Source organism: Crossiella cryophila (assembly GCF_014204915.1).
Classification (GTDB): domain Bacteria; phylum Actinomycetota; class Actinomycetes; order Mycobacteriales; family Pseudonocardiaceae; genus Crossiella; species Crossiella cryophila.
Genome location: NZ_JACHMH010000001.1, coordinates 2,153,830 through 2,175,157 on the forward strand (window position 1 = coordinate 2,153,830; position 21,328 = coordinate 2,175,157).

The following is a 21,328-nucleotide window of genomic DNA, read 5'->3' on the forward strand; positions in this document are numbered from 1 at the left end:
CCCGGGTGATCTTGGCTTTCGGTTGGTTTTCCCCCTGTTTCGGTTGACTGCTCGTGGTTTTCCCACCTACACCAAGGAGAAATTCCATGAGGTCGCTGAAGTCCATCCTCCTGGTCGGCGCGCTGGCCATCGGGCTGCCGTTGGGTACCGCTTCGGTCGCCATGGCGGACGAGGCCGCGAAGCCGGGCAAGCCGGGAGTGATCTCGTTCGGGGCCGCCGCCCTCGCGGAGACCGCGGACCAGGCCATCCGGCTGGCGCAGGACGGGGTGGACCGGGGTATCGCCGAGCACGAGAAGCGGACCGGGACCACCTGCAAGAAGCTGGGTGGGCTGGTCACGGTGGAGAAGAAGTCGGAGAAGCTCTACCTGGGGTCGGCGCACGTCAAGGCCGCCTGCCGCAAGGGCTGAGGTCCGGGGCCGGGTGGGGTGGTCAGCCCTGCCCGGCCGGCTGGGGTGACGCGGTGCGGTGTGCGGCCGTCTGATCCGGTAGCCACAGCACGAAGGTGCAGCCCTGGCCGGGGACGCTGTGCACGGTGACGCGGCCGTCGTGGCCCTCCATGATCTGCCGCACGATCGCCAGGCCCAGTCCGCTGTGGCCGTTGTGCGCGGCGTGTTCGCCGGCCTGCCAGAACCGGTCGAAAACCCGGGGCTGGTCGTCCGGGCGGATGCCGGGGCCCTCGTCGTGCACCGCGATCCAGCACCAGCCGTCGCCGCGGCCGGTGGCCAGCCGCACCGCGCTGCCCTCGGGGGCGAAGCGCAGCGCGTTGCTCAACAGGTTGGCGGTGGCGCGTTTCAGCGCGTCGCGGTCGCCGATCACCCGCAGCCCTGGGGTCAGCTCTCGGGTGAGGGCGAGCCCGGCCTCGGTGGCGAGCTGGTCGTGTTCGGCGGCTGATTCCTCGGCCAGTGCGGCGAGGTCGGACTCGGTCTCGGCGAAGGCGGGCGCGTCCCGGCGGCCGGTGGCCAGCAGGTCCTCGACCAGGCCGCTCATCCGCAGCACCGCCCGGCGCACCACCTCACCCGCCTGGTCGCGTTCGGACACCGTCGCGTCCGGGCGGGTGAGCACCGCGTCCACGTTGGCCTGGATGATCGCCAGCGGGTTGCGCAGCTCGTGCGAGGCGTCGCCGAGCAGGCGGCGCTGGTCGGCGAAGGCGGTGTCCAGCCTGGCCAGCATGTCGTCGATGGTGTCGGCCAGGCCGCGCAGTTCGTCAGGGGGACCGTCCAGGGCGATCCGGCGGGACAGGTCGGTGGCGCCGATCTCCCTGGCGCGCTGGGTGATCCGGCGGATCGGGCGCAGTGCGCGGCCGGCCTGCCACCAGCCGATGAGCAGGCTCAGCAGGAACAACGCGGACAGCGCGATCGCGGAGTACCGGCCGAGCAGGGAGATCGCCCGGTACTGGATCTTGCGCTCGAAGCTCTCCACCGCGTTCTGCTTGTCCACCGTCCAGCCCATCGTGGTGCCCCCGACGTCATGGATGAACACCTTGAGCCCCTCCTGCTCCAACGGCGGGGCGCTCTCCAGCGTGTACAGCACGCCGAGGTAGATCGAGGTGATCACCAGCGCGCCCAGCACGAACACCCAGGCCGAGTAGGACACGGTGAGCCGGAACCGGATCGTGGTCAGCCAGCGGCGCGCGCTCACCGGTCCACCAGCCGGTAGCCGCGGCCGATCACGGTCTCGATCGGCGGCGTCCCGCCGGGGCTGGACACCTTGCGCCGCAACGTGCCCACCGTCACCCGCACGGTCTCGGTGAACGGGTTGGCGAACTCGTCCCACACGTGTTCGAGCAGTTCCTCGGCCGGGATCAGCCTGCCGGGCCTGGACATCAGGTAGCGCAGCACGCCGAACTCCTTGCGGGTCAACGTGATCGGCACCCCACCCCGGGACACCTCGCCGCTGGCCGGATCCAGTTCCAGCCCGCCGGCGCGCAGCACCGGCTCCCCGGTGTCCCCGTCCCGGCGCAGCAGTGCGCGCAGCCGGGCCAGCAACTCGGCCAGCGCGAACGGCTTGACCAGGTAGTCATCCGCGCCGTGGTCCAGGCCGCGCACCCGGTCGGCCAGGCTGGCGCGGGCGGTGAGCATCAGGATGCGCACCCCGCTGACCGAGCGGATCCGGCGGCACAGCAGCAGCCCGTCCCCGTCCGGCAGGTTCAGGTCCAGCACCACCAGGTCGTAGGCGTGCACCCCGAACTTGGCCAGCGCCTCGGCGCCGGTGGCCGCGGTGTCCACCGCGTACCCGGCGTGGCTCAGGCCGGTGCGCAGCGCACTGGCCAGGTCCGCCTCGTCCTCCACGATCAGCAGTCGCACCCCGCCGACGGTATCCCGCCGCCGACCCCGGGTCCGGCCACGCTTTCGGTGGATTTTCGGCCCGGACTCAGCCCTCGGCCAGCCGGTACGCGCCGCGGGCGATCCCGGCCAGCACCGCGGTGGTGGTGTCCTCGGCGTCCAGCGACCCGGAGTCGACGACGTGCCGTTCCAGCTCACCCAGTCCGCTGAACTGCTTGTACAGCGACCGGATCGGCGCCACCTCGGTCAGCGCGCCGGGCCCCCGGTCCACCGCCCGGCCGATGGTGATCGCCTCGTTGGGCCGCAGCACCACGTAGTGCACGGCGAACCCGGCGCCCGCCTTGCGGAAGACGTCCAGGAACCACGGGCCGATCACGCCGTCCACCACCACGTCGTAGCCACCGGCTGCGTAGCCGAAGGCGGCGGTGGCCAGCACGTCGATCACGATCTCGTTCTGCCGCTGGGCCTCGGGCAGGTAGGGCGCGATCGCGCCGCGCCGGATGAACTTGTAGAAGTCGTCGGTGTGCAGGTGCACGCTGGGCGACAGCTCATCGGCCAGCAACCGCGCCACCGTGCTCTTGCCCGCTCCCGGCGGGCCGGTGAGCACGATGACCTGTCCTGGTGACACGGGCTCGCTCATGCCGTCGATGATGGCCCAGGGACTGGAAATGCGCTGCCGCGCGGGCGAGGGCGGCGTAGGTTCGGCCGCATGGAGTATGTGAAGCTGGGGGCCACCGGGCTGGATGTCTCGCGGATCTGCCTGGGGTGCATGAGCTACGGCGTGCCCGAGCGCGGCACCCACCCGTGGTCGCTGACCGAGGAGCAGAGCAGGCCGTTCATCAAGAAGGCGGTCGAGCTGGGGATCAACTTCTTCGACACCGCGAACGCCTACAGCGACGGCACCAGTGAGGAGATCGTCGGCAAGCTGCTCGGCGAGTACGGGCGGCGGGACGAGATCGTGCTGGCCACCAAGGTGTACCTGCCGATGGGGGAGGGGCCGAACCGGCGCGGGCTGTCCCGGAAGGCGATCTTCACCGAGCTGGACAACAGCCTGCGCAGGCTGGGCACCGACTACATCGACCTGTACCAGATCCACCGCTTCGACCGGCACACCCCGATCGAGGAGACCCTGGAAGCCCTGCACGACGCGGTGAAGTCGGGCAAGGTCCGCTACCTGGGCGCCTCCTCGATGCACGGCTACCAGTTCGCCAAGATGCTCTACCTGGCCGACCTCAACGGCTGGACCCGGTTCGTCTCCATGCAGAACCACTACAATCTGATCTACCGCGAGGAAGAGCGCGAGATGCTGCCGCTGTGCGCGGAGGAGGGCATCGGCGTCATCCCGTGGAGCCCACTGGCCCGCGGCCGCCTCACCAGGGACTGGGACGAGGTCACCGCCCGCACCGAGACCGACGGCTTCGGCCGGACCCTCTACCAGGACAGCGACCGGGTCGTGGTGGACGCGGTGGCGGCGGTGGCCGCCGAACGCGGGGTGCCCAGGGCCCAGGTCGGCCTGGCCTGGCTGCTGCACAACCCCGCGGTGACCGCCCCCATCGTGGGCGCCACCAAGATGTCGCACCTGGACGACGCGGTCGCCTCGGTCGGGCTTGAGCTGTCCGAGGATGAGATCGCCCGGCTGGAGGCGCCCTACACGCCGCACGCCGTCTCGGGGTTCTAGCCAACGCAAATGTCCTGCGGCGGTGGACGGCGTTCGCCGCCGCAGGACGCCGTGGATTCCGGCAATTCGGCCGACTGAGGTGCTTGCCAGAATGGCACAGTGGAGCCACTGGAGACGACGCCTGCCGTTCGGGCTCGGATGAGCAAGCAGAGTTCGCGCGATACCCAGGTGGAGCTGGCCCTGCGTCGCGCGTTGTACGCGGCGGGTCTGCGGTACCGGGTTCACCGGCGGCCGGTGCGCGGGGTTCGGCGGGAGGCCGACATCGTTTTCGTGTCGGCCCGGGTAGCGGTGTTCGTTGACGGGTGCTTCTGGCACGGCTGCCCCGAACACGCCACCTGGCCGAAGCGCAATGCCGAGTTCTGGCGAACCAAGATCGAGGGCAATCGGAGCCGAGACCTCGATACGGATACCCGGCTTGCCGAGGCCGGGTGGCTGGCCGTTCGAGTGTGGGAGCACGAGTCGGCGGAGGCGGCGGCCGAGCGGGTGCGTGCGGTGGTGGAACTCCGCCGAGCTGCCCACTGACCTGCTTGTTTGACATCATTTGACGAGTGATGGATAGTCAAACGGACGACATTCCGCTCCTGCCTCATGTTCGGGGTCGGGACCGCAACGGAGGGTGCCGCCCGTGTTGAACGCGGACCAGGACAAGGAATTCGGCCCGTGGCTGGGCCGCCAGCTCCGGCGGGCAGGCATGACCCAGGCTCAGCTCGCCGACAAGCTGAATCTCACCCGCGCCGCGGTCTCCGCCTGGATAACCAGTCGCGCCGTGCCCCGTGCGGAGACCCAGCGCAGGATCGCCGAGATCCTCGAGATCGACATGGACGCGGTCCGCAACCTGGCCGACAACGTGGCAGGCAACCTGCCGCTCCAATGGCACCATCGGCCCGCGCACCCCGACGGCGGCCGGGAGTACGGGAACGCCGCCGCCTTCGCCTTTGGCGCGGACCTGTCGGTGCTCGCCCGCGAGGCTACCCAGAACTCCCTCGACGAACGTCGGGATCCAACCAGCCCGGTGCGGGTGCATTACACGCTGCACGAGCTGACCGGCGAGCACCTGGACGCCTTCCTCAAGTCACTGCGTTGGGATGAGCTGGCCGAGCACTACCGAGCGGCCGCGGACACTCAGCAGAAGGTCGGCCGCAGTCTCCGTGCCGCCTTGGACGACCTGGATGCCAGTCGGTCCCTGCTCCTGCTGCGCATCGACGACTACAACGCCTCCGGGCTCACCGGTCCGGAGTACAGCGACGGTCGGTTCGCGGCGGTGGTGCGCAGGCAGTTGGACAGCCACAACAAGTCGGACAAGGCAGCGGGTGGGTCCTACGGCCTCGGCAAGGTCACCCTGTGGGCCACCAGCCGCTTCAGCCTGGTGCTGATGAACTCCACCCTCTCCGAACCGCACGAGGGCCACACCGAGCGGCGGCTCGTCGGCAGGCTGGACCTGCCCTGGCGTACGGTCGACGGCCAGGCGTACGCGGGGCCCGCCTGGTTCGGCGAACCCGACACCGAGCCGAGCCACCACGGTGTCTCCCGCTCATGGTGGGCCGACGAGCGCACGGTCCGCGATCTGCACCTGGAGCGGCCCGTCGCCGATCCCGGCACCTCGTTCCTGGTGGTCGGCGCGCATGACGCCTCCGGCGATGCCGAGGGCCTGTCGGACATGCACGAGAAGCTGGTCAACTCGCTGGCCGAGGCGTTCTGGGCCGCGATGATCGGCGGCCGAGACGCGGGCCCACTGCTGGAGGCCCGGGTCACCACCCTGCGCAACGGCCACGTGCTCATCCCCGAGCAGCGGGTCGACCCCCGCACCAGCAGGCCTGCACTGTGCCGGGCGTTCCAGGCATACCTGGACGGCGAGACAGTCGATGCGTTGATCTCCGGCGACCAGGTTGCCAAGACCGTCGTCCCGTTGACCGTTCCGCCGTTGCGCTCGGCGGGGCGGACCACGGGCGAGGAGTGCGTGCACTCGGCCGTCCTGTTGCTCACGCCCGCGGACGACACCGAACAGCGCAACAAGATCGTGTACATGCGTGGCAACCGGATGACGGTCGTGGAGCGGCGGCCGCGGGATCTGCCACTGGGCGCCTCCCCGTTCCAAGCCGTCCTGTTGGCCGGGTACGCGACCGGCGGCAACGGCCCGGAGACCGAACTCGCCGAGCGGTTCCTGCGTGCCTCCGAACCCCCGGAGCACAACCAGTGGGGCCGCACGGAGGAACTGACCTCGATCTACCAGCGGGGGGCGCTCAGCAGGCTGCGCGAGTTCCGGGAAGCGATCGACGAGGCCGTACGCAACCTGATCGGGCGCCGTGAGATCCGCAGTGACGGCGGGCCATCGGTGCTACGTGAATTGCTGAAGTTGGACGGGCCGGGAGCAGTGGGCAAGCGCAGAGCGCCCAACGTGCCGACGGTACGCAGCGTTATTGCCGAGGTCGAGGAATCCGGCTCCTGGCACGTCCGAGTCGATCTCAGACTGCCCGATGCCGAGGACCCGTGGCTGCTCACCCCGGTCGCCAAGTTCGACGTGCGCTCCGGTGGCAGACCGGTGGTCGGCTGGTCGCTGCTGACCGCAGCCGACAACTGCCGGATCGAGAACGGCAACCTGGTCGTCGCCGCAGGGGCCCGCTCGGCCGTCTTCACCGGCCTGACCGATCCGCGCACGCACCCCGTGCGCAGCAGCTACGCCCGGCTGATCGTGGACGTGCACAAGGCTCGTGGAGGTGCTGCGTGAAACCGGTGTTCCCGTACCAGACGTTCATCGGGATCGTCGAGCTCGAGGTGGTTGCGGTGACCGTGGACGGCATCGAGCTGCCTTACAGCAAGATCTCCAAGCTCGACCAGGCAGTGGCACTGCACCAGATCGGTCGGGACGAATGGGAGATTGCCTCGCTGCGTCTGCGAGCCACGCTGCCCGACCAGGAGATCGCGGCAGGCCCGTGGACCGACCTGGTGTGCCTGGCGGTGCTGGCGGAGAAGGCCACCAACGCCCGGCACACCGCACGCCTCAAGCGGGCCGATGACGGTAGGTGGCAAGGCGCCATCGATCTGGTCCGTTCTCGGCACCTGAACCGGGCCGAACTGTCCCTCACCGTGGTGGGAACGGTCAGCGGCGTGGCAGGCCGCGCCGTCGGCACCACGGAGCGGGACTGGTACGTCGACCTCAACCGGGACGTACCCGTGCGGCAGCAAGAGATCCCCATCGTGCAGACCGATTTCCGCGAGGGCGATCCCGACTGGTTGCGCTCCTTCAAAGAATCCTTGTGGGTCGTCGAGACAACCGGGGATACCCCGGTCGTTTACCTCAACACCACGGCGGTGGAGGGGTTGCTGGATGTTGTGGACGGCACGGGCGGTACGGCTGCGGAGAAGGTGGTGCGGGAGATGACGGCCAGCCAGATCGCCCAGGACGCCTGGACCGCCATGTTCCACACCGCGATCAGCGACCTCGACACCGACGAAGACGACACCCCGGTCATGCCCGCAGGCTGGCGGGAACAGGTGCTGCGCATGATGCTGCCGGACGTGCTGCCCGAGCGACAGCTCACCGACGCGCTGTTCAACATCAACGAACGGCGCACCAAGGGCTACGGCTGGCCGGAGCTGCAGACCAGGATCCAATATGCCGCGGGCAAACGCAGCCAGGTCACCAAGAAGCTGACCAACGCGATGCGGTCGCTGGACCGCGCCGAGGAGGGCAGGAAGCCATGAGTCGCAACACTCCCGCCATCCCGTCGGGGCTGGGACTGCTGTCCGACGCGGCCGTCACCAAGTACCTCAGCCGCGGGATGCAGGCAGGCCAGGAGAAACCGCCCCGGGGTGCGCTGGCCAAGATGTCCGTGGCGCTGCCGGAGACCGAGGAGCGTTGGCACGTCGAGCCGGTGCGCAGGCTGCTCGACGAGGCGATGAACCGTTTTGACGGTGATCCGCCTCTGGCCGACCGCTGGCTCGCGCCGCGTCTACACGCCACCCTGCGGATGACCAGGGCCGAGGCGGCTGACAGCCGCCGGTGGAACTTCCTGAGCATGATCGTCGCACCGGACTACGTGGTCTGGCGGCATCGGCGCAGGGAGATCGCACAGGTCGCTCGTTTTGTCGGACCGCACTACACCCAGGCGTTCTCCCGCCTCTGGTGGGCCGCCGAGTTGTTCCGCAGTGGCGAGGACTACCGCCCGGTGGAAGTCGCCTGCCGCATCCAGGACGTGCTGAACACCACCATGCGGCTGGACGTCATCGACCACCGGCCGACTGCAGCGGCGATCATCCAACTCCTGCAACGGCTGGAAGACAGCGGTGTCTCCGGACTCGGCGACCGGGCCAACACCCTGTCCTCCGCGGTGAACGCGGCAGGCAGCACCCTGGTCTACGACGTCCTGGCGCCGGACGAGCCCGCTGACGAGGACGCACTGGCGGACTGGATCACCGCGGGAGCACTGGCCCCGGCAGTCCCATGGGATCGCCTGCCCGACGGACCGGACGACGGAGCGGTGAGCCAACACGCGGTGGACGCGTTGCTGCCCCTGTTCGAGCGGTTGCTCGCCGAAGCTCCACTCCGGCAACGGCAACGGGCGGTAGAGGAGGACGAGTGAGCGCGGTGCTCGGGGTCAGTCGTCCTCGCCGGGGAGCCGGGGAGCCAGCGGCTTGCTGCTCTTGGTCTCCTCCCACGGCCCGTAGACGGCGTCCTTCAGCGCGTGCTGGTCGAGCTGCCATCCCAGTGTGGCGGCCAGGATGTGTGCGGCCAGGCGCGGCGGAATGGCATTGCCGATCTGCTGCGCCTGGTCCTTGCCTGACCAGGGGTACTTGGCCGGGAATGTCTGCAACCTGCCGGCCTCGTCCAGGCTTAGCCGAGGTGAATCAGACTTGAGTGCGGTGCCATCCAGCCGTTCGAGCCGGTTCCGGGACACCTTCCCGGTGATGGTGGCGGCAGGTTGGTTGAACGTGCGCTGCCCCCGTGCCTTGGGATCGCCGCCGGTGCCGTAGTTGGAGATCACCTTGAACTCTTCGGAGCGTTTGAGCGCATCCTGCATCGTGGTGCACTCGATCCGCTTCAGTTCCTCCTCGGAGTACTTGCCTTGCTTGCGGTACGGCTGGTGGGTTTGCTCCGGAAGGCTGGGTGCGCAACCGAGTCGGGCAATCAGAATGGCTCGGCGGCGGGTCTGGGGGACCCCGAACTCCTCAGTACGCAGGATCCCGCACACCACCTGGTAGCCGAGCTGTTCGAGTACTTCCTTCACCGCCAACCACACCGGGAGCACGGTCTGAACCTGCTCCAACACGATGGCGTCATAGGGCCGCTTCGCCTCGTGCGCCTGCAGCACCCACCGCAGCGGTTCGACCACCAGGCCCGTGCGCACATCGTCCAGCTCGTCCAGCCGTGCGTTGATGCCCTGCCATTTGGCGGCCGGATCCTCCCCTGAGGTGGGAGACATGGCCTTCACCAGCTCGAGTACTTCGTTCAGCGCCCGTCGACCTGCACCGCCGCCTGCCACCGTGTAGGTCTGGCAGGGGGGCCCACCGGCCAAGATCCGAAAATCGCCGGAATCGTAGAACTCCGCAGGCCCGTGGTCGCGCACATCGCCTTCTACCGTGCGAAGTCCGGCTGCGTCGCGGGTGGCGCAGGCGTTCGCGTCCATTTCGATCCCGTCGACCTGCAAACCCAGCCAGTGCGCGGCCACATCGAGTCCGCCAGGGCCCGCGAACAGATCGACCATGTGGATCCGGTCGGGCCGCGTTCGCACGGTCAGTTCTCGAGCAGGAGTGAGCTTGGCCCGCTCCAGCTCGCCGACCTCGATGTCCAAGTGGAGTTGTTCCTCCGCGAGACAGGACGACGGTGCTGGAGCGGGAGACATGAGATCGGATGTTATAGGGCCGTCGGCGACGACCCTTCGACGTGCCCTCATCCTGCGTTCAGCGCGTCCCGGATGGCAGTGCCCAGCGCCTTGCCCACCGCAGGCGGTGAGGCGTTTCCGACCTGACGGTAGCTCGCGGTCTTGCGCCCGGCGAACGTCCAGTCAGCCGGGAAACCCTGCAACAGAGCGGCTTGCCGCACTGTCAGCCGCACCATCTTGCGCGGATCCGTCTCGGCTGGATCCCAGCGGAACTCCGGCCCGGGTACCTCGTTCGCGACCGTGCCGCCGTTCACTCCCATCTTTGCCCAGATCCGCTTTGAGCCGGTTGGTCCGAGATCGGCGCCACCTCGTTCCCAGGAGCCGCCGACCAGCGTCGGCGCGACCCGGTTCGCCTGCGCTGCCCACTCGTCGGCTTGCGGCCAACCACGAGACGCCATGGATTCCCGCAGCGCGTCCCCCACCGTGATCGTCTCCCCCAGCAGGGGTGCGGGCTGTTTGAACGCCGCCATCGCATCCCCGGCGAGCGCGACCAGCACACCCTGCTTCCGGTCCTGCGGAACGCCGTGGTCCATCGCGTTGATCACAAACCACTCGAACCGGTATTCCAGGTGGTGGAGTTCCTGCTCCACGAAATCGCGGATCGGAGCGTACTCGTCCTTGGTCACCAAGGCAGGCACATTCTCGATCAACAACGCTCGCGGGCGAACCCCGTGCACGAGCATTACGGCGGCCTTGAGCAGCTCGAGTTCGATGTCGCTGCCACGAGTGCGGTGCACCGTGGCAGCGGCCTGTACCCGCGGAAGTCCTGCCGACAGCAGGTCCACGTCGTAGACCTGCTTGTGGTGCACCGGGTCGAAGTCGATCAGATCGTGCTGCAGGACCGGCCAGTTGGGACGGTTGGCTGTCAGTGTCGTGCAGGCGACGGGGCGGTTTTCCAGGAGCAGTTGCGGCTCGAAGCCTGCCTGCTCCAAGCCGAGCGCCAGGCCACCTGCGCCTGCGCAGATTTCCAGCGAGGTAAGTCGTTCCGTCGACATGGTCTGCTTTCCCTTCGAGCCACGGTCGTGATTCCAGGGTAGAGCCGACCACTGTCAATTCCTTGGCGCAGAGCAGGTGCCTCGGTGCAGGCGTCACCGACCGTGGTGATTCCCCTGGGTAGTGCAGGCCACCGTGGTCGTTCCAGGCAGCAGGCCGAACCGCCCGGCCGGGTCCAGCCGCGCCTTCAGCTCGTGCAGCCGGCGCGGGTAGCGGGCCTGGGCCGGGTCGGTGAGGAAGTTGCGGAAGCGGCCGCCGCTGGTCCACGGGGCCAGCGCGGCGAACAGCGCCTCGTGCGCGGCGGCGGTGGCCTGCTCCGGGCGCAGCGTGGTGATGGTGGCCAGGTACTTCGCGTCCCGGCCGCCCACCGCGTTCGGCGCCGGGCTGGCCAGCGCGCCGCCCAGGTGGCGGAGTTCGGTGATGTGCGGGCCAGCCGGGGTGTGGGCGAGCAGGCGGCGGGTGGTGAGGGCGTCGGCGTCGCGGAGCAGGCGGTTGGTGGAGTAGTACGGGGCCGGGGTGGTGGGGTCGCTGTAGATCGTGCCGACCTCGGTCAGCTTCATCGGGCCCAGGGTGTCCAGGAACGGGCCCAGGGCGCGTAGTGGGGTCACCAGGGCGTCGGCGGCTGGGCCTGCCTGGGTGATGCGGATGTGGGCGACGCGGCGGCCGCGGAGCAGGTCGGGCACGCCGGGGAAGTCCGGGTACGGGATGACCGCGATCGAGCTGGTCAGGGTGTCCGGGACGGTCGGGGTCCACTCGGTCCAGGTCCGCAGTGCCTCGGGGATCAGGTCGGCGTCGAAGAACAACCCGCCCGCCCACAGCTCCGGCATCGGGACCAGCTCGAAGGTCAACTCGGTGACGATGCCCAGGTTCGCGCCACCGCCGAGCAGGGCCCAGTACAGGTCCGAGCCGGGGACCGCCCGCTGGAGTTCGCCGTCGGCGGTGACCACCTCCAGTTCGCGGACCCGGTCGGCGGCCCAGCCGAAGGCCCGGCCGAACAGGCTCAGGCCGCCGCCCACGGTGTAGCCGGGCACGCCGACGTGCGGGGCGCTGCCCAGCAGCGGGACCAGGCCGTGCGGGGCGGCGGCGTCGAGGACCTCGCCCCAGCGCACTCCGGCGGCGACCCGGGCGGTGCGTTCGATCGGGTCGATGGCCAGCTCGCGCATCCGGTGGGTGGTGATCAGCACTCCGGGTTCTCCCGTGGGAGCGAGGCCGTGGCCGGTGGACTGGACCGCGACCGGCAGGTTCCGCTCGGCGGCCAGCCGGACCGCGGCCCGCACATCGGCGGCGGAGGTGGCGCCGACGACCAGGGCCGGGCGGTAGCCGGAGTTGGTCTGGAAGGCGGCGCGTTCGGTGTCGTAGCCGGGGGAGTGCGGCTCGAAGGTCAACATGCGGCCCACGTTAGGAGCCGTTCCGGACAGGTTCTGTCCGCAACGGTGACAGGCTGGGGGCATGAGTCCACTGGCCAGGGTCATGCGGTTGCTGTCGTTGTTGCAGGCCCGCCGGGAGTGGTCGGGGGCGGAGCTGGCGCAGCGGCTGGCGGTCACCGACCGGACCGTGCGCCGCGATGTGGAGAAGCTGCGCGAACTGGGCTACCCGGTGCACGCCTCCACCGGCACCGCGGGCGGCTACCGGCTGGTCTCCGGCCGGAACATGCCGCCGCTGGCCCTGGACGAGGAGGAGGCGGTCGCGGTGGCCGCCGGGCTGCTCACCGCGGCGGGCAGCGGGGTCGGCGGGGTGGCCGAGACCGCGGTGCGCGCGCTGGCCAAGCTGTCCCAGATCCTGCCCTCCCGGCTGCGGCACCGGGTGGCGGTGCTGGCCCAGGCCACCGAGTCGGTACCGGCGGTCAGCGGCGCGCAGGTCGACCCCGCGGTGCTGGCCGTGCTGGGCGCGGCGGTGCGGGACGGGGAGCTGCTGGGCTTCGGCTACCGGCGGCGGGACGGCTCGGCCGGGGACCGGCGGGTCGAACCGCACCGGCTGGTCACCGCCTACCGGCTCTGGTACCTGCTGGCCTACGACCCGGAACGGGCCGACTGGCGCACCTTCCGGGTGGACCGGATCACCGATCCGCGCCCCACCGGCCGCCGGTTCCCGCCGCGCGAGCTGCCCGCCGCGGACACCGGCGCCTACTTGGACCGGGTGCTGGCCACCACGCCCTACCGGCACCGCGCGGTGGTCCGGATCGCCGCGCCACCGCGGGAGGTGCTCGGCTGGGTGTTCCGGCTGCTGCCCGCGCGGGTCACCGAGGCCGAGGGCGGCAGCGAGGTGCTGCTGAGCGCCGACCAGCCGCGCGAGGTGGCCAGGGATGTGCTGAGCCTGGCCGCGCTGGGGGCCGGGCTGGAGATCGTCGAGGCGGACGAGCTGGTCCGGGCCGAGCTGGGCGCGGCCCGGGACCGGCTGGGCTAGTCGTCCAGGTCGTCGGCGTCGTCGCGGGCCAGGAAGGTGGCCAGCCGCTCGATGGTGGTCTCGAAGTCCGGGTTGGCGTCGACGAAGGCGCGCAGTTTGTCGGCCACCCAGGCCAGGGTGACCTCCTCCTCGCCGCGCCGCTGCTCCAGCTCCTCGATACCGCGGTCGGTGAAGTACACGGATTTCCTCCGGGATAAGGCCGAGCCGCCAAGTCCACAGTGGACCTGGCGGCTCGGAAACACTTCAAACGATCAGTCGAAAGCCTTGGCGATCAGCGCCGCCTGCTCGACCTCGTGCACCTTGCTGGACCCGGCCGACGGGGCGGCCATCGCGCGCCGCGAGACGCGCTTGAGCCCGGCCAGCCGCTCCGGCAGCAGTTCCGGCAGGGACAGCCCCAGGAACGGCCACGCGCCCTGGTTGGCAGGCTCCTCCTGGACCCAGCGGACGTCCTTGGCGTTGGGGTACTTGTCCAGCACCAGGGCCAGCTTCTTGTGCGGCACCGGGTAGAGCTGCTCGATGCGCACGATCGCCACGTTGTCCGCGCCGCGCTTCTGCCGCTCGGCGTTGAGTTCGTAGCTGATCTTGCCGCTGCACAGCAGCACCCGGTCGACCTTGTTCGCATCGGCCACCAGCGGGTCGGCCAGCACCGAGTGGAACTTGCTCTCGGTGAAGTCCTCGACCGGGCTGGTCGCGGTCTTCAGGCGCAGCATCGACTTGGGGGTGAACACCACCAGCGGGCGGTTGATCCCGTCCAGGGCGTGCCGGCGCAGCAGGTGGAAGTAGCTGGCCGGGGTGGAGGGCACCGCCACGGTCATCGAGCCCTCGGCGCACAGCTGCAGGAACCGCTCGATCCGGCCCGAGGTGTGGTCGGGGCCCTGGCCCTCGTGGCCGTGCGGCAGCAGCAGCACGACGTCGGAGCGCTGGCCCCACTTGGCCTCGCCCGAGGAGATGAACTCGTCGATGATCGGCTGGGCGCCGTTGACGAAGTCACCGAACTGGGCTTCCCAGAGCACCAGCGCGTCCGGGTTGGCCACCGAGTAGCCGTACTCGAAGCCGAGCGCGGCGAACTCCGACAGCGCCGAGTCGTAGACCAGGAACTTGGCCTGGTCGTCGGACAGGTTCTGCAGCGGGGTGTATTCCTTGCCGGTCTTGCGGTCGATCAGCACCGAGTGCCGCTGCACGAAGGTGCCGCGGCGGGAGTCCTGACCGGCCAGCCGGACCCGGCGCTGCTCCATCACCAGCGAACCGAAGGCCAGCAGCTCGGCGAAGGCCCAGTCGATGCCGCCCTCGCGGGCCATCTTGGCCCGGCGTTCCAGCACCGGCTTGACCCGAGGGTGCGGGCTGAAGCCCTCCGGCAGGTTGACGTGCGCGTCGGCGATGTGGGTCAGCGTCTCCAGCGAGATCGCGGTCTTGAGCTTGGTCGGGATGACCTGCTCGGCCTCCACCGACGGGCTCACCACGGCCGGGTGCTTCTCCAGCTCGCGGACCTCGTTGAAGACGTGCTCCAGCTGGCTGCCGAAGTCCTTCAGCGCGCTCTCGGCCTCCTCGACCGAGATGTCGCCCCGGCCGATCAGCGCCTCGGTGTAGGTCTTGCGGACCGAGCGCTTGGTGTCGATCAGGTCGTACATGGCCGGCTGGGTCATCGACGGGTCGTCGCCCTCGTTGTGACCACGGCGCCGGTAGCAGATCATGTCGATCACGACGTCCTTGCCGAAGGCCCGGCGGTACTCCATCGCCAGCTTCGCCACCCAGACACAGGCCTCGGGGTCGTCGCCGTTGACGTGGAAGACCGGCGCCTCGATCATCTTGGCGACGTCGGTGCAGTACTGGCTGGAGCGCGAGTACTCCGGCGCGGTGGTGAAGCCCACCTGGTTGTTGACCACCACGTGCACGGTGCCGCCGGTGCGGTATCCGCGCAGCAGCGCCAGGTTCAGCGTCTCGGCCACCACACCCTGGCCGGCGAAGGCCGCGTCGCCGTGCAGCATGACCGGCACCACGGTGAAGCCCTCGGCGCCCTTGTCCAGGATGTCCTGCTTGGCCCGGACGATGCCTTCCAGCACCGGGTCCACGGCTTCCAGGTGCGAGGGGTTACAGGTCAGCGAGACCTTGACCTCGCCGTCGCCGAACATCCGGAAGTACTTGCCCTCGGCGCCGAGGTGGTACTTCACGTCGCCGGAGCCGTGCGCCTGGCCCGGGTCCAGGTTGCCCTCGAACTCGCGGAAGATCTGCGAGATCGGCTTGCCGACGATGTTGGCCAGCACGTTGAGGCGGCCCCGGTGCGGCATGCCGATGACGACCTCGTCCAGGTCGTACTCGGCTGCCTTGTCCAGCACCGCGTCCAGCAGCGGGATGACCGTCTCGCCGCCTTCGAGGGAGAACCGCTTCTGCCCGACGTACTTGGTCTGCAGGAAGGTCTCGAAGGCCTCGGCCGCGTTGAGCTTGCTCAGGATGTAGATCTGCTCGGCCTGGTCCGGCTTGGAGTGCGGGACCTCGATCCGCTCCTGCAGCCACTTGCGCTCGGCCGGGCCGAGGATGTGGGTGTACTCGATGCCCACGGTGCGGCAGTAGGAGTTGCGCAGCACGCCGAGGACATCGCGCAGCTTCATCCGCTCCTGGGCCGCGAAGCCGCCGACGGCGAACTCCCGGTCCAGGTCCCACAGGGTCAGGCCGTGCGAGAGCACGTCCAGGTCCGGGTGGCGGCGCTGGCGGTAGTTCAGCGGGTCGGTGTCGGCCATCAGGTGGCCGCGGCTGCGGAAGGCGTCGATCAGCTCCAGCACGCGGGCGGTCTTGTCCACCGCGCCGTCCGGGATGTCGGCCACCCAGCGGATCGGCTCGTACGGGATGCGCAGCGAGGCGAAGATGCTGTCGTAGAAGCCGTCCTCGCCCAGCAGCAGCTGGTGGATCCGGCGCAGGAACTCGCCGGACTCGGCGCCCTGGATGATCCGGTGGTCGTAGGTGGACGTCAGCGTGATGATCTTGCTGATGCCCATCTTGATCAGGGCCTTCTCGCTGGCGCCCTGGAACTCGGCCGGGTACTCCATCGCGCCGACGCCGATGATCGCGCCCTGGCCTGCGGTCAGCCGGGGCACCGAGTGGTTGGTGCCGATGGTGCCGGGGTTGGTCAGCGAGATCGTGGTGCCGGTGAAGTCGTCGTTGCCGAGCTTGCCGCCACGCGCCTTGCGGATCAGGTCCTCATACGCCTGCCAGAACTGCAGGAAGGACATGGACTCGCAGCTCTTGATGGAGGCCACCACGAGCGTGCGGGCGCCGTCCTTGCCCGGCAGGTCGATGGCCAGGCCGAGGTTGACGTGCTCCGGCGTGCCGATGGTCGGCTTGCCGTCGGTCTCGGCGAAGAACCGGTTCATGTTCGGGTAGCTCTCCAGCGCCCGAACGATCGCGTAACCGATGAGGTGGGTGAAGGAGACCTTCCCACCGCGGGTCCGCTTGAGGTGGTTGTTGATCACGATCCGGTTGTCCGCGAGCAGCTTGGCCGGGACCGAACGCACCGAGGTGGCGGTCGGCACGGTCAGCGACTGCTCCATGTTCCGCGCGATAGCCGCGGCCGCGCCGCGCAGCGGCTTGCGCTCGCCGGGGCCCGCGGGCTGCTTCACCGGGGTCGCGGTCGCGGCGGCCGACGGGGTCGGCTTCGCCTTGGCCGGGGTGACCGCCTTGGGAGCGGCGGCCGGGGCCTGACCGTTGGTGTTGGTTTCCGGCGCCTTCGGGGGGGCTGCCTGGGTTGTTGTCACAGTGCTGGCGGCGGCCGACTGCGCCGCTGTCTCGCCGGTGTCGGCGGACTTCTGCGTCGGCTTGTAGTCGGCGAAGAAGTCATGCCACGCCGGGTCTACGGAGGTGGGATCAGCGAGGAAGTTCTCGTACATTTCCTCGACTAGCCACTCATTGGGGCCGAACTGTGACGCAGGGCTGCTGCTGGACACGGCCGACACTCGCCTCGATCCATCTGCTCGGGGTAAGACACACTCTCTTTTAGGCTAGTCCTACCGCGCGCCACCGTGGTACAGGGCGGGGGCAGCTCGCGGAGGGCTAGGTCACAGAATCGTTTACTGGATCGTTTTAGTGTGAAATCGGCACCTCAAGCCCAGCTCAAGCGGGGTCTCCGCACCCGCGTGTTGGCCGTTTTGGTACGCCGTGTTGGCCGTTGCGGTACGGCGTGTCCCGTCGCGAGCGGGCTCCGGCGGGCCGCCCCCAGGCCCTGCGGTCCGAGCGTCCGCCCGGACCGCCCACAACGGCCAACACCCCGTACGAGAACGGCCAACACGGCGTACGAGAACGGCCAACACGCCGGGTGGGGTGGGGGTTAGGCGGCGTCTAGGGAGCCGGCGGTCCAGAGGCGGGTGTAGGCGCCGCCCATGGCGAGGAGTTGGGTGTGGGTGCCTTCCTCTTCGATGCGGCCGTTGGCGAGGACCACGATGCGGTCCGCTCGGGCGGCGGTGGCCAGGCGGTGGGCGACCACGAAGGTGGTGCGTTCGCCGCTGAGGCGGTCGCTGGCGTCCAGGACGGCGGCTTCGGTGGCCGGGTCGAGGGCGGCGGTGGCCTCGTCCAGGAGCAGCAGGTCCGGGTCCACCAGGCGGGCTCTGGCCAGGGCGACGAGTTGGCGCTGGCCAGCGGAGAGGCCCTGGCCGCGTTCGCCAACCGGCTGGCGGAAGCCCGCGCGCAGGCCGGCGATCATGGGTAGCGCGCCGACCGAGCGGGCGGCTGCCTCCAGGTCGGCCGGGGTGGATTCCGTTCTGCCGTAACCGATGTTGCCCGCCACGTCGCCGGTGAACAGGTGTGCCTCCTGCGGCACCACGCCCAGCCTGCCGCGGTAGCCGGGCAGGTCGTAGGCGCGGATGTCCACGCCGTCGACCAGCACCGCGCCCTGCGTGGCGTCGTAGAACCGGGCGATCAGCTTGACCAGGGTGGACTTGCCAGCGCCGGTCGCGCCGACCAGGGCGATGGTCTCGCCGGGACGCACGGTCAGCGAGATATCGCTCAACGCGGGCCGATCCGTGCCCGGATAGGTGAATCCGACGCCGCGCAGCTCCACCGCGCCACGAAGCCGGGCCGGCACCGCGCGCGGGTGGGTGGCCGGGGGCACCGAGGTGGGAGTGCGCAGCAGGTCGCCGATCCGGCGCAGGCCGACCTTGGCCTGCTGGTAGCCGTCGAAGACCCCGGACAGCTGCTGGATCGGGGCGAAGAACAGGCCGAGGTAGAGCAGGAAGGCCAGCAGCACGCCCGCGGTCAGCGAGCCGGTGGCCACCCGGTAGGCGCCCACCCCCAGCACCGCGGCCTGGGCCAGGTCGGAGAGCAGGGTGACGAACGGGAAGTAGGTCGCGATGTAGCGCTGGGCGCGCAGCCGGGACCGCCGGTAGGCGTCGCTGCGCTCGGCGAAGGCGGCCGCGGAGTGCTCCTCCCTGGTGAATGCCTGGGACACGCGCAGCCCGGAGACGTTCTCCTGCAGGTCGGCGTTGACCACCGAGACCCGTTCCCGCGCCTCGGCGTAGGCCTGCGAGGAGTACCGCCGGAAGATCACCGTGGCGCCCAGCAGGATGGGCAGCGCGGCCAGCGCGACCAGGGCCAGCGCCAGATCGGTGACCAGCAGGGCGACCGCGATGCCGCCGACGGTCAGCACACTGACCACCGCGGTGGCCAGTCCGGTCTGCAGGAACGTGGACAGCGCGTCCACGTCGGTGGTCATCCGGGTCATGATCCGCCCGGCCATCTCGCGCTCGTAGTAGTCCAGCCCGAGCCGTTGCAGCTGGCTGAAACTGCGCACCCGCAGCAGGTAGAGCACGCTCTCCCCGGCCCGCGCGGTGACCAGGGTCTGGGTGCTGACCGCGACCCAGCCCACGCCCAGGATCAGCACGCCGAGCAGCACCAGCCCGGCCAGCGCCCAGCCGGAGCGCCCGCCGACCCCGGCGTCCACGCCGTGCCGGAACAGGGTGGGCAGCGCGATCGAGGTGGCCGCGTCCACCGCCACGAAGGCCACCGCGAGCAGCAGCAGCGAGCGCACCGGGTCGAGCAGCCTGCGCAGCCGGAAGCCGGGGTCGGGCGCGCGGGCGTCGATGCCCGGCAGCTCCGGCTCGTCCCGCACCGGCGGCAGCTTGTCCACCTGGGCGAGCAGTTCGGGGGTCGGTTCCAGCGCACCCAGCGCGGCGCCGCGGCCGCCCCGGCCCGGTCGGCCACCGGCGGCGGCCTGGCGGGCCGCGGCGCCCGGCCGCCAGGTCTCGGCAGGCGGGTCCGGCCACAGCGCGGGGGTGATCCCGTCGGGGCCGGGCACCAGCCGCTCGGGCGGTTCGGCCTGGGCCTCCTCGATCACCTCGCCCGGACCGGCCAGCAGTGCCCGGAACAACGCGCACCGCTGCGTCAGCTCGGCCCTGGTGCCGACGTCGACCACCTTGCCGCCGTCGAGCACCGCGATCCGGTCGGCCAGCGCCAGGGTGGACCGGCGGTGCGCGATGAGCAGGGTGGTCCGGCTCGCGGTGACCGCGTGCAGGGTGGCGTGGATGGCGGCCTCGGTGGCCGGGTCCACCGCGGAGGTGGCGTCGTCCAGGATCAGCACCCTGGGGTCGGACAGCAGCGCGCGGGCCAGCGCGACCCGCTGCCGTTGTCCACCGGAAAGAGTGAGGCCGCGCTCGCCGACCACGGTGTCGTAGCCGTGCGGCAGCGCCTCGATGAACTCGTGCGCCTCCGCCGCCTTGGCCGCCGCCTCGACCTCGGCCTCGGTGGCCTCTGGCCTGCCGTAGGCGATGTTGGCGCGCACGCTGTCGGAGAACAGGAACGCCTCCTCGAACACCACCCCGATCGCCCCGCGTAACGCCGCGATCCGCAGCCCCCTGATGTCCGACCCGCCCAGCTTCACCGCGCCCGCGTGCACGTCGTAGAACCGGGGCAGCAGCAGGGACACGGTGGACTTGCCGGAGCCCGCGGTGCCGACCAGTGCCAGCGTCTCGCCCGGCGCCACCTGCAGGCTCACCCCGTCCAGCACCGGCTCACCCCGGCTGTAGCCGAACCGCACGTCCTCGAAGGAGACCGCCAGCGGTCCGTCCGGCAGCTCGGCCGCGTCCGGCGCGTCGGTGACCTCGGGCTGGGAGTCGATCAGGTCGTACACCCGCTCCACGCTGGCCCTGGCCAGCTGGCTGGTGATCAGCAGGCTGGACAGCATCCGGGCCGGGCCGATCAGGTTGGCCACGTAGGTGGCGAAGGCCAGGAAGGTGCCCAGGGTGACCTGCCCGTTGAGCGCGAGCACCCCGCCGAAGCCGAGCACGCCGACCTGGCCGAGCGCGGGCAGCGCGGCGAGCGTGGCGTTGGGCCGGGCGGTCAGCCGGGCCGCGCGCAGCCGCTCGCCGAAGAGCCGGGTGGCCGCCGCCTCCAGCCTGCCGATCTCCCTGGCCTCCTGGCCGAAGCCCTTGACCACCCTGACCCCGGTGACCGTCTCCTCCACGTGCTGGGCCACGTCCGCGGCCCGCTGCTGGGCCGACCAGGTGGCCGGGAACAGCACGCCGCGGCTGCGCAGCACGGTCACGAAGACCATCGGCACCACCAGCAGCGCGACCAGGGTGAGCAGCGGGGACAGCCACAGCATCGCGGCCAGCGCGATCACCGCGAAGACCACCTGCCCGATGGCCAGCGGCACCATCGAGAGCAGCGAGTAGACCAGCTGCAGGTCGGTGATCGCCCTGGAGACCACCTGCCCGGTGCGCAGCGAGTCCTGGGTGCCGCCGTCCAGCCGCTGCACCGAGGCGAACACCGAGCGCCGCAGGTCGTGCTGCACGTCCAGGGCCAGCCGTCCGCCCAGGTAGCGGCGCACGAAGCCGGTGCCGAAGGACAGCAGCGCCAGCGCGCCCAGCCCGGCCACGATCCAGCCCAGCCACTCGGTGCTGCCGGCCACCGCGTCGTCCACCGCCCGCGCCAGCAGCAGCGGCGCGACGGCCTGCAGGCCCACCCCGACCACCGCGGCCAGCACCGCGGCCAGCACGATCCTCGGGTGCGCCCAGCAGGCGCGGCTCAGCTTGCGGATCCAGCCGGGGCCCGCGGGTTCCCGCGCGGTGGTGGTCGGTTCGGGCACCCCTTCACGCTAGTCCGGGGTGCCGACA

The 21,328-nt window shown here is 70.4% G+C and carries 16 protein-coding genes; 7 read left to right on the forward strand and 9 right to left on the reverse strand.

Going from position 1 to position 21,328, the window contains the following annotated elements; translation table 11 throughout:
- Nucleotides 1-86 precede the first annotated feature (86 nt).
- Nucleotides 87-407 carry a hypothetical protein gene (locus HNR67_RS10160; protein ID WP_185001795.1) on the forward strand — a complete coding sequence of 107 codons (321 nt, stop codon included), beginning with the start codon at nt 87-89 and terminating at the stop codon, nt 405-407.
- A 22-nt stretch (nt 408-429) separates the two neighbouring features.
- Here the strand turns inward: HNR67_RS10160 and HNR67_RS10165 are convergent, their stop codons facing one another.
- From HNR67_RS10165 to HNR67_RS10175, 3 genes are all read right to left on the reverse strand, one after another.
- Complete coding sequence (locus tag HNR67_RS10165) at nt 430-1,638, reverse strand: sensor histidine kinase (protein WP_185001796.1); 1,209 nt, start codon at nt 1,636-1,638, stop codon at nt 430-432.
- Nucleotides 1,635-2,303: a response regulator transcription factor gene (locus tag HNR67_RS10170; protein ID WP_185001797.1), complete on the reverse strand. Its 669-nt coding sequence runs from the start codon at nt 2,301-2,303 to the stop codon at nt 1,635-1,637. The genes HNR67_RS10165 and HNR67_RS10170 overlap by 4 nt, the downstream gene beginning before the upstream one ends.
- A gap of 67 nt (nt 2,304-2,370) precedes the next feature.
- Nucleotides 2,371-2,922 (reverse strand): AAA family ATPase, encoded by a 552-nt coding sequence (locus HNR67_RS10175; RefSeq protein ID WP_185001798.1) that lies wholly within the window; start codon nt 2,920-2,922, stop codon nt 2,371-2,373.
- A 69-nt stretch (nt 2,923-2,991) separates the two neighbouring features.
- Between HNR67_RS10175 and HNR67_RS10180 the strand changes: the two genes are divergently transcribed.
- From HNR67_RS10180 to HNR67_RS10200, 5 genes are all read left to right on the forward strand, one after another.
- Nucleotides 2,992-3,960, forward strand: coding sequence for an aldo/keto reductase (locus HNR67_RS10180; RefSeq protein WP_185001799.1), 969 nt, complete (start codon nt 2,992-2,994; stop codon nt 3,958-3,960).
- Nucleotides 3,961-4,059: 99 nt separating this feature from the next.
- Nucleotides 4,060-4,482 (forward strand): very short patch repair endonuclease, encoded by a 423-nt coding sequence (locus tag HNR67_RS10185; RefSeq protein ID WP_185001800.1) that lies wholly within the window; start codon nt 4,060-4,062, stop codon nt 4,480-4,482.
- Nucleotides 4,483-4,585: 103 nt separating this feature from the next.
- On the forward strand, nt 4,586-6,685 hold the full coding sequence (locus HNR67_RS10190; protein ID WP_312986916.1) for a helix-turn-helix transcriptional regulator: 2,100 nt from the start codon (nt 4,586-4,588) through the stop codon (nt 6,683-6,685).
- Complete coding sequence (locus HNR67_RS10195) at nt 6,682-7,662, forward strand: hypothetical protein (RefSeq protein WP_185001801.1); 981 nt, start codon at nt 6,682-6,684, stop codon at nt 7,660-7,662. The genes HNR67_RS10190 and HNR67_RS10195 overlap by 4 nt, the downstream gene beginning before the upstream one ends.
- The gene (locus HNR67_RS10200) at nt 7,659-8,540 is read left to right on the forward strand and encodes a DUF6339 family protein (protein ID WP_185001802.1); all 882 of its coding nucleotides are present in this window, start codon (nt 7,659-7,661) and stop codon (nt 8,538-8,540) included. The genes HNR67_RS10195 and HNR67_RS10200 overlap by 4 nt, the downstream gene beginning before the upstream one ends.
- A gap of 15 nt (nt 8,541-8,555) precedes the next feature.
- On the opposite strand, the gene HNR67_RS10205 is transcribed toward HNR67_RS10200, so the two are convergent.
- The 3 genes from HNR67_RS10205 to HNR67_RS10215 all read right to left on the reverse strand — a co-directional run bounded on the left by HNR67_RS10205 (nt 8,556) and on the right by HNR67_RS10215 (nt 12,220).
- Nucleotides 8,556-9,749: a DNA cytosine methyltransferase gene (locus tag HNR67_RS10205; protein ID WP_246492489.1), complete on the reverse strand. Its 1,194-nt coding sequence runs from the start codon at nt 9,747-9,749 to the stop codon at nt 8,556-8,558.
- A gap of 98 nt (nt 9,750-9,847) precedes the next feature.
- Nucleotides 9,848-10,834, reverse strand: coding sequence for a DNA cytosine methyltransferase (locus HNR67_RS10210; protein ID WP_185001803.1), 987 nt, complete (start codon nt 10,832-10,834; stop codon nt 9,848-9,850).
- 93 nt (nt 10,835-10,927) lie between these two features.
- Entirely contained in the window at nt 10,928-12,220 is a 1,293-nt protein-coding gene (locus tag HNR67_RS10215) for an FAD-binding oxidoreductase (protein ID WP_185001804.1), read from the reverse strand.
- Between the two features lie 61 nt (nt 12,221-12,281).
- Between HNR67_RS10215 and HNR67_RS10220 the strand changes: the two genes are divergently transcribed.
- Nucleotides 12,282-13,235 (forward strand): helix-turn-helix transcriptional regulator, encoded by a 954-nt coding sequence (locus HNR67_RS10220; protein ID WP_185001805.1) that lies wholly within the window; start codon nt 12,282-12,284, stop codon nt 13,233-13,235.
- Here the strand turns inward: HNR67_RS10220 and HNR67_RS10225 are convergent.
- The 3 genes from HNR67_RS10225 to HNR67_RS10235 all read right to left on the reverse strand — a co-directional run bounded on the left by HNR67_RS10225 (nt 13,232) and on the right by HNR67_RS10235 (nt 21,300).
- Nucleotides 13,232-13,414, reverse strand: coding sequence for a DUF6104 family protein (locus tag HNR67_RS10225; protein WP_185001806.1), 183 nt, complete (start codon nt 13,412-13,414; stop codon nt 13,232-13,234). The two genes, HNR67_RS10220 and HNR67_RS10225, sit on opposite strands and share 4 nt — an antisense overlap.
- 72 nt (nt 13,415-13,486) lie before the next feature.
- A complete protein-coding gene (locus HNR67_RS10230; RefSeq protein WP_185001807.1) occupies nt 13,487-17,170 on the reverse strand; it encodes a multifunctional oxoglutarate decarboxylase/oxoglutarate dehydrogenase thiamine pyrophosphate-binding subunit/dihydrolipoyllysine-residue succinyltransferase subunit in 3,684 nt (1,227 codons plus the stop codon).
- Between the two features lie 380 nt (nt 17,171-17,550).
- A complete protein-coding gene (locus HNR67_RS10235; RefSeq protein WP_185001808.1) occupies nt 17,551-21,300 on the reverse strand; it encodes an ABC transporter ATP-binding protein in 3,750 nt (1,249 codons plus the stop codon).
- Nucleotides 21,301-21,328: the final 28 nt, after the last annotated feature.

Coding starts and splice junctions, on each gene's coding strand:
- HNR67_RS10160 (WP_185001795.1), top strand. CDS start 87: ATGAGGTCGCTGAAGTCCATCCTCCTGGTCGGCGCGCTGGCCATCGGG.
- HNR67_RS10175 (WP_185001798.1), bottom strand. CDS start 2,922: ATGAGCGAGCCCGTGTCACCAGGACAGGTCATCGTGCTCACCGGCCCG.
- HNR67_RS10180 (WP_185001799.1), top strand. CDS start 2,992: ATGGAGTATGTGAAGCTGGGGGCCACCGGGCTGGATGTCTCGCGGATC.
- HNR67_RS10200 (WP_185001802.1), top strand. CDS start 7,659: ATGAGTCGCAACACTCCCGCCATCCCGTCGGGGCTGGGACTGCTGTCC.
- HNR67_RS10210 (WP_185001803.1), bottom strand. CDS start 10,834: ATGTCGACGGAACGACTTACCTCGCTGGAAATCTGCGCAGGCGCAGGT.
- HNR67_RS10215 (WP_185001804.1), bottom strand. CDS start 12,220: ATGTTGACCTTCGAGCCGCACTCCCCCGGCTACGACACCGAACGCGCC.
- HNR67_RS10220 (WP_185001805.1), top strand. CDS start 12,282: ATGAGTCCACTGGCCAGGGTCATGCGGTTGCTGTCGTTGTTGCAGGCC.